This is a genomic window from Streptomyces sp. NPDC059201, from assembly GCF_042754585.1.
Taxonomy (GTDB): domain Bacteria; phylum Actinomycetota; class Actinomycetes; order Streptomycetales; family Streptomycetaceae; genus Streptomyces.
Genome location: NZ_JBHZBB010000017.1, coordinates 48,956 through 61,435, shown reverse-complemented (window position 1 = coordinate 61,435; position 12,480 = coordinate 48,956). Strand labels below are relative to the sequence as shown.

Below are 12,480 nucleotides of genomic sequence, written 5' to 3'. Positions count from 1 at the left end.
CTCCGAGACGAGCGGGTCCGGCACCGGCCCCGTCACCGCGCTGGAGGAGGTGGGTCCGGTCACTGGGACCGACACAGGGACCGACGACGGCCCCGAGGAGACGACCGAGGAGCGCAACGCGCGCTTCGAGCGGGACGCCCTCGGCTACCTCGACCAGATGTACTCGGCCGCGCTGCGGATGACGCGCAACCCCGCGGACGCCGAGGACCTGGTGCAGGAGACCTACGCGAAGGCGTACGGCTCCTTCCACCAGTTCCGCGAGGGCACCAACCTCAAGGCGTGGCTGTACCGCATCCTCACCAACACCTTCATCAACTCGTACCGCAAGAAGCAGCGTGAGCCCCAGCGCAGCGCCGCCGAGGAGATCGAGGACTGGCAGCTCGCCCGCGCCGAGTCGCACATGTCGACCGGTCTGCGCTCCGCCGAGTCGCAGGCGCTCGACCACCTGCCCGACTCGGACGTGAAGGCAGCGCTCCAGGCGATCCCCGAGGAGTTCCGCATCGCGGTCTACCTCGCCGATGTCGAGGGCTTTGCCTACAAGGAGATCGCCGACATCATGGGGACCCCCATCGGTACGGTGATGTCCCGCCTGCACCGAGGCCGCCGCCAGCTCCGCGGCATGCTCGAGGACTACGCCCGCGAGCGCGGCCTCGTCCCCGCCGGCGCCGGAGAGTCGTCCAAGGATCTGAAAGGCGCGGACTCATGAGCTGCGGAGACCCGCACGAGACGGATTGCTCGGAAGTCCTTGACCATCTCTACGAGTTCCTCGACCGGGAGATGCCCGACAGCGACTGCACCAAGTTCGAGGTGCACTTCGAGGAGTGCTCCCCCTGCCTGGAGAAGTACGGCCTGGAGCAGGCGGTGAAGAAGCTCGTGAAGCGCTGCTGCGGCAGCGACGAGGTCCCCACCGACCTGCGCGCCAAGGTCATGGGCCGGATCGACCTGATCCGCGCCGGGGGCCTCGTCCCCGAACAGGACGCCCTCACCCAGGAGGCCCCGGCGCCCCAGGCACCGGCCACCCAGGAGTGATCGCACGGATGTGCGGAGGGTCACCCGCGCATCCGTCAGTTCGTATCACCCGATGGTAGGAATCGACGGCGGCCCGCCTTCCGCGGCCGCCGTCCTCGCTAGCCTCACCGCGTGACGGTCGTGAAGCCCCTCCCGCGAACGGCCCGCGCGTACATCGTCTGCGCCGCCCTCGGCGCCGGAGCGTGCGCCCTGCCCGCGCTCCTCCCCCCGTCGCCCACCCCCTGGGCGACCGCCGGACTCCTCGCCGCCCTGTACGCGCTCTGCGAGCTGCCCGCCCGCTGCCGCCTCCTCGGCCGCACCCTCGGCGGCTCCGTCCCCATGGGCACCGGCTCCTTCTACCCGGTCCTCCTCGCCGCCGCCCTGCTGCTCCCCCCGGCCGCCGCCGCGCTCGCCGCCCTCCCCGGCGGCCTTCTCGCCCGCGTCGAGGAACCCCCCGCCGGCTGGCGCCGCGCCTGGCGCGCCTCCGCCACCGCCCTCGCCGCCTTCGCCGCCGCCCACACCGCCACGGCCCTCGACGGCCCCGCCGCCCTCGCCGCCGCCGACGTCCCCCACGCGCTGCTTCCGGCCCTCGCCGCCGCCCTCGTCTTCTGCCTCGCCCTCACCGCCCTCGACGGCGGCATCCGCGCCACCGCCGACGGCCTGCCCCTCCGCGCCGCCTGGCGCGGACTCCTCGGCCGCGCCCTCGCCCCCCACCTCGTCCACGGCCTCGCCGGACTCATGATGGGCGTCCTCTGGCGCGGCGACCACGGGCCCGCCTCCGCCCTCCTCGTCCTGCTGCCCATGTACATCTCCTGCTGGGTCTTCTCCCAGTACCACCACGAGCGCGCCGCCCACCAGGCCACCATCCGCGCCCTCGTCCAGGCCGTCGACATCAAGGACAGCTACACCCGCGGCCACAGCGAACGCGTCGGCCACGCCTCCGTCCTGATCGCCCGTGAGCTCGGCATGCGCGGCGACCGGCTCGACGTCGTCCGCTTCGCCGGCATCCTCCACGACGTCGGCAAGCTCGGCGTCCCCACCCGCGTCCTGCGCAAGGACGGGCCGCTCACCCCCGAGGAGCGCCGGATCATCGAACTCCACCCCGAGTACGGCCACGAGATGGTCCGCGGCATCGGCTTCCTCGGCGAGGCCCGCGACGCCGTCCTCCACCACCACGAGCGCATCGACGGCAGCGGCTACCCCTACGGGCTGCGCGGCGAGGAGATCCCCGAGTGCGCCCGGGTCGTCGCCGTCGCCGACGCCTTCGACGCCATGACCTCCACCCGCTCCTACAGCCGCGCCCGGCCCGTCGCCACCGCCCTCGCCGAGCTGGAGCGGTGCGCGGGCAGCCAGTTCGACCCCCGGATGGTCGGCGCGCTGGTCCGTGCTCTCGACCGGTACGGATGGCAGACCGCCGTCACCGCCGACGAACCCGGCCGGCAGGTCCCCGCCCCTCGCACCCCCGGCCCGCTCGCCGCCAGGACCGAGGAGCCCGCGTGAACCGCCAGGGACTCCGCGTGAACCGACAGGACCCCGCGTGAGGCCCGGGGCGGTCACCGTCGGCGCCGTCCACGGCGCCGCCCTCCTCCTCGCCCTGGCCGGCCTCGGCTCCACCCTCTGGCACGGGACCGCCGAACCCGGCAACGCCCTCGCCTTCGGCGCCCTCATCGCCCTCGGGGAGCTGGCCCGCTGGGGCGCCCACCCCGGCGAGCGGGAGCCGGCCCCGCTCGCCGCCGCCGGAGCCCTCGCCTACGCCCTCCTCGGCCACGACGCCGGAACCGCCACCACCCACGGCGTCCTCCAGATCGTCGCCGTCTCCTGCGCCGGCGGGCTCGCCGGGATCGTCCCCCACATCGCCCGCGGCATCGGCCCCGACCCCGACCACCTCGCCCGCCGGGTCCTCACCGTCGGCTTCGCCGCCCTCTGCTTCCAGCCCCTCTACAACGCGGGCGCCGTCACCGGCCACCTCGGCACCGGCGCCCCCTACGCCCTCTTCCTGCTCCTCGTCCTCGTCCTGACCGGCCTCTGCGACGCCGTCCTCGCCGCCCTGCTGCTCCGCGCCCGCACCGCGTACCCGTACGGCCCCCTCCTCCGCGACGAGCTGCGCGCCCTCCTCGGCATCGGCTCCGCCGTCTGCGCCACCGGCGTCGTCATGGCCCTCGGCGTCGCCGCCGCCGGACTCTGGGCGCTGCCCGTCCTCGCCGTGCCGCTGCTCCTCACCCAGGTCTCGTACCGGCGGTACACGGCCGTCCGTACCGTCAACCGGCAGACGATCGCCTCCCTCGCGCGGGCGACCGAGATCGCCGGCTGCACCCCGCCCGGCCACGCCCGCAGGGTCGCTGCGCTCTCCACCGCCGTCGGCCGCGAGCTGGGCCTCGGCGGCGCCGAGCTGACCGTCCTGGAGTACGCCGCCCTCATGCACGACATCGGGCAGCTCTCCCTCGTCGACCCCGTCGCCGGCGGCGCCACCGCGCTCCTGCCCGCCGAGGACCAGCGCCGGATCGCCCTGCTCGGCGGCGAGGTGGTGCGGATGACCGGCGTCCCCGCGGCCGTCGCCCACGTCGTCGAGCGACAGGCCGACCCGTACCGCGAGCAGCCGCCGGCGGCCCGCATCGTCCGCGCCGTGAACGCCTACGACGACCTCGCCGGGGAGGGCGCGGGCGCGGCCCTGGAGGCCCTGGAGACGCTCCGGCTCGGCACCGCCCGCGACTACCACCCCGAGGTCGTCGCCTGCCTCGCCAGGGTCCTGGCCCGTGGCACCGCCCCGGGGGTGACCTCCGTCCCCACGGGGTAACCCATGGGTAATGAGCGCGCGTCCGACCGGGCATGGTTGGATGCGAACAAGAGGGTGAAGCGACCGGCAGGCGGGAATCGTGAGGATCTTCGGGAAGGTACGGCATCGGCCCTCCGCCTCGTGGCGGCAGGCCACCGACCGCGCGTTCACGCTGATCGGCGACGGACGGTACGAGGACGCGGGCGCGCTGCTCACCCGCGCGGCGGATCTGGAGCCCTGGCTCTCCGAGTCCTGGTTCAACCTGGCCCTGCTGCACAAGTTCCGGCACGACTGGGAGCAGGCCCGGGCCGCCGGACTGCGCGCCGTGGCCCTGCTCGACAAGGAGACCGGCGCCCCCGACTGGTGGAACGTCGGCATCGCCGCCACCGCGCTCCAGGACTGGCCGCTGGCCCGCCGCGCCTGGCAGGCGTACGGGCTGAAGGTCCCCGGCGCCTCCTCCGCCACCGGCGAGCCCGCCGGGATGGAGCTGGGCAGCGCCGCCGTCAGGCTCTCGCCGGAGGGCGAGGCCGAGGTGGTGTGGGGCCGCAGGCTCGACCCGGCCCGCATGGAGGTCCTCTCCATCCCGCTGCCCTCCTCCGGGCGCCGCTGGGGCGAGGTCGTCCTCCACGACGGCGTGCCGAACGGCGAGCGGACCACCACCGCCGGCCCCTCCTACCCGGTCTTCGACGAGATCGAGCTGTGGGCGCCCTCCCCGGTCCCCACCTGGGTCGTCCTCCTGGAGGCCGCCACCGAGGCCGACCGGGACGCGCTGGAGCAGCTCGCCGCCGAGGCGGGCTTCGCCGCCGAGGACTGGTCCTCGTCGGTAAGGCTCCTCTGCCGCGCCTGCTCGGAGTCGACCATGCCCAGCGCCGAGGGCGAGGGCGACCACGTCGACCCGCACGACCACAGCGAGCCCGGCCACCCCGGACCGCTCGGCCACCGCTCGCCCGGCGAGCTGTGGGTGCCCGAGCGCGAGTGCGGGATCGCCGCCCCGGCGAACCTGGTGCGCGGGCTCCTCGACGGCTGGGTCGCGGACAGCCCCGACAGCCGTGAATGGCGCGATCTCGAAGAGGTCTGCTGAGCCTCCCGCCCGGGGCCCGTAGGCTGTCCCCGACGGAATCGGGTTTTCAGGAAGGCGCGGCGGCACATGGCGCAGCAGGAGTCGGGCGAGCAGATCTTCACGGGCTACGCCCTGGACGACGACGGCTACATCGTGGACACGGAGCGGTGCGAGGAGCGTGAGCTCGCCCACCGCGAGCGGGGCACCTCCCGTCCCATCACGGTCGTCGGCAACCCGGTGCTGCACCACGAGTGCAAGGACGTCACCGAGTTCGGGCCCGAACTCGCCCAGCTGGTCGACGACATGTTCGCCAGCCAGAAGACCGCCGAGGGCGTCGGCCTCGCCGCCAACCAGATCGGCATCGGCCTCAAGGTCTTCGTCTACGACTGCCCCGACGACGAGGGCGTCCGCCACACCGGCCACGTGATCAACCCGGTGCTCCAGGAGCTCCCGGCCGACCGCCGCAACCTGGACGACTCCAACGAGGGCTGCCTCTCGGTCCCCACCGCCTACGCGGCGCTGGCCCGCCCGGACTTCGCCGAGGTCCACGGCCAGGACCTCCTCGGCAACCCCATCAAGGTCCGCGGCACGGGCTACTTCGCCCGCGCCCTCCAGCACGAGACGGACCACCTCTACGGCTTCCTCTACATCGACAAGCTCTCCAAGCGCGACCGCAAGGACGCCCTGCGCCAGATGGAAGAGGGCACCCCGCGCTACCCGGTCGTCGCCAACGACTGACCCCGCAGGCGTACGCCGAAGGGCCCCGCACTCCTGGAGTGCGGGGCCCTTCGGCGTATCCGGACGGACTAGAAGTCCTCGTCCAGGTCGACCGTGCCCTCGACCGCCACCTGGTAGGCGGACGGGCGGCGCTCGAAGAAGTTGGTGAGCTCCTGGACGCCCTGGAGCTCCATGAACGCGAAGGGGTTCTCGGAGCCGTAGACCGGGGGGAAGCCGAGGCGGACGAGGCGCTGGTCCGCGACGCACTGGAGGTACTCGCGCATCGACTCGGTGTTCATGCCCGGCAGCCCGTCGCCGCACAGGTCGCGGCCGAACTGGAGCTCCGCCTCGACGGCCTCCTTCAGCATCTCCGTGACCTGCTGCCGGAGCGCGTCGTCGAAGAGCTCCGGCTCCTCCTTGCGGACGGTGTCCACGACCTCGAAGGCGAAGTTCATGTGCATCGTCTCGTCGCGGAACACCCAGTTGGTGCCCGTCGCCAGGCCGTGCAGCAGACCGCGGGACCGGAACCAGTACACGTACGCGAAGGCGCCGTAGAAGAACAGGCCCTCGATGCACGCGGCGAAGCAGATCAGGTTCAGCAGGAAGCGGCGGCGGTCGGCCGCCGTCTCCAGCCGCTCGATCTTCTCGACCGAGTCCATCCAGCGGAAGCAGAACTGCGCCTTCTCGCGGATGGAGGGGATCTCCTCGACCGCGTCGAACGCGGCGGCCCGGTCGTCCGGGTCGGGCAGGTAGGTGTCGAGCAGCGTCAGATAGAACTGGACGTGCACGGCCTCCTCGAACAGCTGCCGCGACAGGTAGAGGCGCGCCTCGGGGGAGTTGATGTGCTTGTAGAGCGTCAGCACCAGGTTGTTCGACACGATCGAGTCGCCCGTCGCGAAGAACGCGACCAGCCGGCCGATCATGTGCTGCTCACCGGGGGTGAGCTTGGCGAGGTCGGCGACGTCCGAGTGGAGGTCCACCTCCTCGACCGTCCACGTGTTCTTGATGGCGTCCCGGTAGCGCTCGTAGAAGTCCGGGTAGCGCATCGGGCGGAGGGTCAGCTCGAAGCCCGGGTCCAGGAGGTTCTTGTTCTCGGTGGTACTCATTACTGGCATGCCTCGCAGGACTCGGGGTTCTCCAGGGAGCAGGCGACCGCGTCGGGGTCGGCGGCCTGCTGGACGGGGATGGGGGCGGCGGTGGTCGCGGCCTGGGCGGCGCGGGCGATCCGGGTCGCCGGGCGCGAGCGCAGGTAGTACGTCGTCTTCAGACCCTGCTTCCAGGCGTACGCGTACATCGACGACAGCTTGCCGATGGTCGGCGTCTCCATGAAGAGGTTCAGGGACTGCGACTGGTCGAGGAACGGGGTGCGGTCGGCCGCCATGTCGATCAGGCCGCGCTGCGGGATCTCCCACGCCGTGCGGTACAGCTCGCGCACCTCGGCCGGGACCCAGTTGAAGCCGGCCACCGAGCCGTTGGCCTCGCGCAGCGCCTCACGGGTCTGCGCGTCCCACACGCCGAGCTCCTTCAGCTCGGCCACCAGGTACGAGTTGACCTGGAGGAACTCGCCGGAGAGCGTCTCGCGCTTGAAGAGGTTGGAGACCTGCGGCTCGATGCACTCGTACACGCCGGCGATGGACGCGATGGTCGCGGTCGGCGCGATGGCGAGCAGCAGGCTGTTGCGCATGCCGGTCGTCGCGATCCGCTCGCGCAGCGCCGCCCAGCGCTCCGGCCAGGTCAGCTCGACGCCGTAGTGGTCGGGGTGGAGGACGCCCCGGGCGGTACGCGTCTTCTCCCAGGCCGGCAGCGGCCCGTTCCGCTCGGCGAGGTCGGCGGACGCCTCGTACGCGGCGAGCATGATCCGCTCGGCGATCCGGGTGGACAGCGCGCGGGCCTCGGCGGAGTCGAAGGGCAGCCGCAGCTTGAAGAAGACGTCCTGGAGGCCCATCGCGCCCAGGCCCACCGGCCGCCAGCGGGCGTTGGAACGGCCGGCCTGCTCGGTCGGGTAGAAGTTGATGTCCACGACCCGGTCGAGGAAGGTGACGGCCGTGCGGACGGTCTCGTCGAGCCGCTCCCAGTCGATGTCACCGCCCGACACGAAGGCGCCGAGGTTGACCGAGCCGAGGTTGCAGACGGCCGTCTCGCCGTCGTCCGTGACCTCGATGATCTCGGTGCACAGGTTGGAGGAGTGGACGACCGTGCCGGGCTCGGCGGTCTGGTTGGCCGTACGGTTCGAGGCGTCCTTGAAGGTCATCCAGCCGTTGCCGGTCTGGGCCAGGGTGCGCATCATCCGGCCGTACAGGTCGCGGGCCGGCATCGTGCGGCGGGCCAGGCCCTTGGCCTCGGCGGCGCGGTAGGCGGCGTCGAACGCCTCGCCCCACAGGTCGACGAGCTCGGGCACGTCGGCGGGGGAGAAGAGCGACCACTCGGCGTCCGCGTTCACCCGGCGCATGAACTCGTCCGGGATCCAGTGGGCGAGGTTCAGGTTGTGGGTGCGGCGGGCGTCCTCGCCGGTGTTGTCGCGGAGCTCCAGGAACTCCTCGATGTCCGCGTGCCAGGTCTCCAGGTAGACGGCGGCGGCGCCCTTGCGGCGGCCGCCCTGGTTCACGGCGGCGACCGAGGCGTCCAGCGTCTTCAGGAACGGCACGATGCCGTTGGAGTGCCCGTTGGTGCCGCGGATCAGCGAACCGCGCGAACGGATCCGGGAGTACGACAGGCCGATGCCGCCCGCGTGCTTCGACAGGCGCGCCACCTGGTGGTAGCGGTCGTAGATCGAGTCCAGCTCGTCCAGCGGCGAGTCCAGCAGGTAGCAGGAGGACATCTGCGGGTGGCGGGTGCCGGAGTTGAAGAGCGTGGGGGAGGAGGGCAGGTAGTCGAGCCGGCTCATCAGCCCGTACAGCGCCGCGACCTCGTCCAGCGCGCGCGCCGAGTCGTCCTCGGCGAGGCCGGCGGCCACCCGGAGCATGAAGTGCTGGGGGGTCTCGATCACCTTGCGGGTGATCGGGTGGCGCAGCAGGTAGCGCGAGTACAGCGTCCGCAGGCCGAAGTAGCCGAAGCGGTCGTCGGCGGCCAGGTCGATCAGCGCGTCCAGCCGGTTCGCGTGCAGGGAGACGAAGGCGGCGGTGCGGTCGGCGATCAGGCCCTCGCGGTGACCGGTCGCGACGGAGGCGGAGAAGCGGACGGCGCCCTGCGAGGCCGCCTCCTCGGCGATGGTGAGGGTGAGCAGCCGGGCGGCGAGCCGGGAGTAGGCGGGGTCCTCGGAGATGAGACCGGCCGCGGCCTCGGTGGCCAGTTCGCGCAGTTCCGCCTCGTCCGACCCGGCGTGCCGGCCGCGCAGCGCGGCGGCGGCGACCCGGCCGGGGTCGGTGTCGATGAGGTCGGCGGTGAGGTCGGTCAGGGTCCGCAGCAGTACGGTCCCGGGGCCGTCGCTCTCGATCGCGGCGGCCTCGGTGGCTGACGGACCCGCAGGCGCGATGGTCACGTGGGGGCTCTCCCTCGCTCGGCCCGGGGTCACGGCGGGGAGGGGCGGACGGGCGCACACACGCGGATGCACCCGTGTCCACCGGCCCACTCCGCGAGGCCCGGACGTCGTCGGCACCCGGAACGGTCGTACCGGGCGCACTGCCGGCAGGTGCTCGGACTCGCTCCGTGGACAAGGGCACACGAAGTACACCGTTGCGGGACAGTTCCGGATTCGCACCGGATTCCCCTGCGACGACAGCGAGCACGAGCATACATGTGGGGGGCGCCGATCTCGGCACCCCCCACATGTTGTGTCCCCCTCGGGTGTGAGGTGTCAGAGCTCCAGGGTGAGGGCGAGCAGCGGGGACAGGCCGGGAACCGGGCTCCAGTCCCGCTCGGGCAGCCGCGTGAAGCCCAGCCGCCGGTAGATCCGGTGGGCTGAGGCCATCCCGTCCTGGGTGGACAGCACCAGCCGGGCGCAGCCGTCGAGGGCCCTCGCCCGGTCGGCGCAGGCCCGGACGAGCGCCTCGCCGACGCCCCGGCCGCGCGCCGCGCGCGCCACGGCCAGCAGCCGGAACTCGGCCTCGCCGGGGACCGCGATGTCCGCCCACGCCCCGCCGCCGCGCGTGAAGGTGACCCCGCCGAGCAGCGCCCCGTCGGGGTCCACGGCGACCAGGACCTCCGCCTCGGCGGCCCGCCGGGCCACGTCCTTGATCACCGGCAGGTAGTCGTCGTCCTCGCCGAAGGTGAGGTGCCCGTCGTCGAGGTAGGCCCGGGCGGTGAGCTCGCCGAGCTCCTCGTGCTCCTCGGGCCGTACGGCCCTGATCGTGAAGTCCATGACGGGAAGTCTGCCGGGCTCAGCCGCTCGCGCCGACCGAATTGTCGGGCGCCCCGTCGCCGACCGGCGGCAGGTCGCCGCGCTCGACGGGGCCGTCGGCGCCGGTCGCCTTCGGCAGGACGGCGTCGAGTTCGGTGTCGTCGGCGCGGTGGGCCTTCCCGGCGGCCTCCTTGAGGAGCTCGCGGGGGACGGTGAGCGGGGCGGCGAGCTCGACGCGGAGCCCGTCCTCGTTCCGCAGGTAGGCGTGCTGGTCGCCGGTGCGGCGGTACCAGCCGTCGCCCTCGGGTTCGCAGGTGTCGCCCCCGGCGGGCCCGGCGGCGCACTCCTCGGCGCTGAACGGCCGCCGTTCGGCGGTGAGCGTGAGGTTGCCGCCGCCCTGGCGCACGTACACGATCTGGAAGCCGTCGTCGCCGACGACCCCGGCCGACTGGAGCGCCGGCGCGTACCCCTCGGCCTCGGTGACGTAGACGTGTTCGAGGCGGGTCTGGGCGTACTGGGCGCGGGCCTCCAGGGCGGCGCGGTCGGGTGCCGGCGGGGCGCCCGCCGTCACGGTGCCGCAGCCGGTGGCGGCGAGCAGGAGCAGCAGGAGGGGCGCGGTCCGCAGACGCATGAGCGGCCTTTCGGTGGTGACGACGCGGCAGGCCGCCCGGCCTGGTGGAAGGCGGGCGGCCTGCGGAGGGTACGCGACGGCTCAGTGGCTGCCGGCGCCGACCTTCGGGAGCGTGCGGACGCCGGCGTCGCCGGCGTCGGCCGTGTAGTCCGAGGGCGAGGTCTCGTCGACGCCCTCGGGGGCCTTGACGGCCTTGAGGACGAAGGTGAGGACCACGGTCACCAGGACGTTGAGCAGGAAGGCGGTGAGACCGATGTAGCCGATCTCGCCGATGCCGGGGATCTCGGCGGAGGAGCCGCCGAAGTGCGCCTGCTTCGGCGTCGACACGTTGTACGCGGCGATCGTGCCGTACACCATGCCCACGGCCCAGCCGGCGAGCAGCGCCCAGCGGTGGAACCAGCGGGTGAAGAGACCGCCGACCAGGGCGGGGAAGGTCTGGAGGATCCAGATGCCGCCGAGGAGCTGGAAGTTGATGGCGACCGTCTTGTCCATGGTGAGGACGAAGACGAGGGCGCCGACCTTCACCAGGAGGGAGACCAGCTTGGAGACCTTGGTCTCCTGCGCGGGGGTCGCGTCGGGCTTGAGGAAGTCCTTGTAGATGTTCCGGGTGAAGAGGTTGGCCGCGGCGATCGACATGATCGCGGCCGGGACGAGCGCGCCGATGCCGATGGCGGCGAAGGCCACGCCCGCGAACCAGGCGGGGAACATGTCCTCGAAGAGCTGCGGGATGGCGAGCTGGCCGTTCTGGACCTTGATCCCGGCGGCGATGGCCATGAAGCCGAGCAGCGCGAGCAGGCCCAGCATCAGCGAGTACAGCGGCAGGATCGTGGTGTTGCGGCGGATGACCTCGCGGCTCTTCGACGACAGGGTCGCCGTGATGGAGTGCGGGTACATGAAGAGCGCGAGCGCCGAGCCGAGCGCGAGCGTCGCGTACGTCCACTGCCCGGCCTCGGTCGGCACGAGCCCGCCGGCCTTGTTGGCGGTGAACTTCTCGTCGGCGGCGGCGAAGATCGCCTCGAAGCCGCCCAGCTTGATCGGGATGTAGATGATCGCCACGGCGATCACCAGGTAGATCAGGGTGTCCTTGACGAAGGCGATGAGCGCGGGGGCGCGCAGACCCGACGAGTAGGTGTACGCGGCGAGCACGCCGAAGGCGAGCAGCAGCGGCAGGTCCTTGATGAACCAGTGGGTGTTCTCGCCGCCGCCGACGCCCATCACGTCCAGGACGGCCTGGATGCCGACGAGCTGGAGCGCGATGTACGGCATCGTGGCGAGGATGCCGGTGAGCGCCACCGCGAGCGACAGGCCCTTGGAGCCGAAGCGGCCGCGGACGAAGTCGGAGGTGGTGACGTACCCGTGCTTGTGCGAGACCGACCACAGGCGCGGCAGGAAGGTGAAGATCAGCGGGTAGATCAGGATCGTGTACGGGACGGCGAAGAAGCCGGCCGCGCCCGCCGCGTAGATGGCCGCCGGGACGGCGACGAAGGTGTACGCGGTGTAGAGGTCGCCGCCGAGCAGGAACCAGGTGACCCAGGTGCCGAACGAGCGGCCGCCCAGGCCCCATTCGTCGAGGGTGTTCTCGTTCTCGGCCCTCCGCCACTTCGCGGCGAGGAAGCCCATGACCGTGACGGCCAGGAAGAAGAACACGAACACGGAGAGCGCGACGACGTTGACGTCCTTCATCGCTCCTCACCCCCCTCACGGGTGCGGCGGGCGCGCTGGTCGCGCTGCCAGAGCATGTAGGCGACGACGGTGAGCGCGGTCGAGACCAGCACCCACAGCATCTGGTACCAGTAGAAGAACGGAATGCCGGCGAGCAGGGGGTCGATCTTCGCGTAGGAATCCACCCAGAGCATCGCCACGAACGGGGCGATCAGGCAGAGCGCGATGACGATCCTGGTCGGTGTGACGACCGGTTGTTTCCCTGTTGTGGCTTCTGACATGGTGATGTAAGTCCCCTCGCTGATCACCGGCTGATGCCGTGGAAATTTAGGGGACTGTCCAGCTCATGGGAA

General features: G+C 72.2%; 12 protein-coding genes and 1 riboswitch. Of the genes, 6 read left to right on the top strand and 6 right to left on the bottom strand.

Translation table 11 applies throughout. The features are described from left to right. Nucleotides 1-49: 49 nt before the first annotated feature. The 6 genes from ACFXMG_RS36670 (at nucleotide 50) to def (ending at nucleotide 5,579) form a co-directional block, all read left to right on the top strand. The gene (locus tag ACFXMG_RS36670; RefSeq protein ID WP_189946678.1) at nucleotides 50-706 is read left to right on the top strand and encodes a sigma-70 family RNA polymerase sigma factor; all 657 of its coding nucleotides are present in this window, start codon (nucleotides 50-52) and stop codon (nucleotides 704-706) included. Beyond that, nucleotides 703-1,029, top strand: coding sequence for a mycothiol system anti-sigma-R factor (rsrA, locus tag ACFXMG_RS36665; RefSeq protein WP_383829410.1), 327 nt, complete (start codon nucleotides 703-705; stop codon nucleotides 1,027-1,029). Before ACFXMG_RS36670 ends, rsrA begins: the two co-directional genes overlap by 4 nt. Nucleotides 1,030-1,149: 120 nt before the next feature. Further along, the gene (locus ACFXMG_RS36660; RefSeq protein ID WP_383829425.1) at nucleotides 1,150-2,508 is read left to right on the top strand and encodes an HD-GYP domain-containing protein; all 1,359 of its coding nucleotides are present in this window, start codon (nucleotides 1,150-1,152) and stop codon (nucleotides 2,506-2,508) included. A 37-nt stretch (nucleotides 2,509-2,545) separates the two neighbouring features. After that, nucleotides 2,546-3,802, top strand: a complete 1,257-nt coding sequence (locus ACFXMG_RS36655) for an HD-GYP domain-containing protein (RefSeq protein WP_383829413.1) — start codon at nucleotides 2,546-2,548, stop codon at nucleotides 3,800-3,802. Nucleotides 3,803-3,881: 79 nt separating this feature from the next. Beyond that, on the top strand, nucleotides 3,882-4,862 hold the full coding sequence (locus ACFXMG_RS36650) for a tetratricopeptide repeat protein (RefSeq protein WP_383829416.1): 981 nt from the start codon (nucleotides 3,882-3,884) through the stop codon (nucleotides 4,860-4,862). A gap of 66 nt (nucleotides 4,863-4,928) precedes the next feature. Next, nucleotides 4,929-5,579 (top strand): peptide deformylase, encoded by a 651-nt coding sequence (gene def, locus ACFXMG_RS36645; protein WP_383829419.1) that lies wholly within the window; start codon nucleotides 4,929-4,931, stop codon nucleotides 5,577-5,579. Between the two features lie 68 nt (nucleotides 5,580-5,647). Here the strand turns inward: def and ACFXMG_RS36640 are convergent, their stop codons facing one another. The 6 genes from ACFXMG_RS36640 to ACFXMG_RS36615 form a co-directional block, all read right to left on the bottom strand. Further along, nucleotides 5,648-6,664: a ribonucleotide-diphosphate reductase subunit beta gene (locus ACFXMG_RS36640; protein ID WP_383830929.1), complete on the bottom strand. Its 1,017-nt coding sequence runs from the start codon at nucleotides 6,662-6,664 to the stop codon at nucleotides 5,648-5,650. After that, nucleotides 6,664-9,036, bottom strand: a complete 2,373-nt coding sequence (locus ACFXMG_RS36635) for a ribonucleoside-diphosphate reductase subunit alpha (protein ID WP_383830932.1) — start codon at nucleotides 9,034-9,036, stop codon at nucleotides 6,664-6,666. Before ACFXMG_RS36635 ends, ACFXMG_RS36640 begins: the two co-directional genes overlap by 1 nt. Nucleotides 9,037-9,163: 127 nt before the next feature. After that, nucleotides 9,164-9,302, bottom strand: a riboswitch (cobalamin riboswitch). A gap of 49 nt (nucleotides 9,303-9,351) precedes the next feature. Next, nucleotides 9,352-9,855, bottom strand: a complete 504-nt coding sequence (locus ACFXMG_RS36630; protein WP_383830935.1) for a GNAT family N-acetyltransferase — start codon at nucleotides 9,853-9,855, stop codon at nucleotides 9,352-9,354. Nucleotides 9,856-9,874: 19 nt separating this feature from the next. After that, nucleotides 9,875-10,465, bottom strand: coding sequence for a hypothetical protein (locus ACFXMG_RS36625; RefSeq protein ID WP_383830938.1), 591 nt, complete (start codon nucleotides 10,463-10,465; stop codon nucleotides 9,875-9,877). Nucleotides 10,466-10,546: 81 nt separating this feature from the next. After that, nucleotides 10,547-12,148, bottom strand: a complete 1,602-nt coding sequence (gene mctP / locus ACFXMG_RS36620) for a monocarboxylate uptake permease MctP (RefSeq protein ID WP_383825686.1) — start codon at nucleotides 12,146-12,148, stop codon at nucleotides 10,547-10,549. After that, nucleotides 12,145-12,408 (bottom strand): DUF3311 domain-containing protein, encoded by a 264-nt coding sequence (locus tag ACFXMG_RS36615; RefSeq protein WP_383825683.1) that lies wholly within the window; start codon nucleotides 12,406-12,408, stop codon nucleotides 12,145-12,147. Before ACFXMG_RS36615 ends, mctP begins: the two co-directional genes overlap by 4 nt. Nucleotides 12,409-12,480 lie beyond the last annotated feature (72 nt).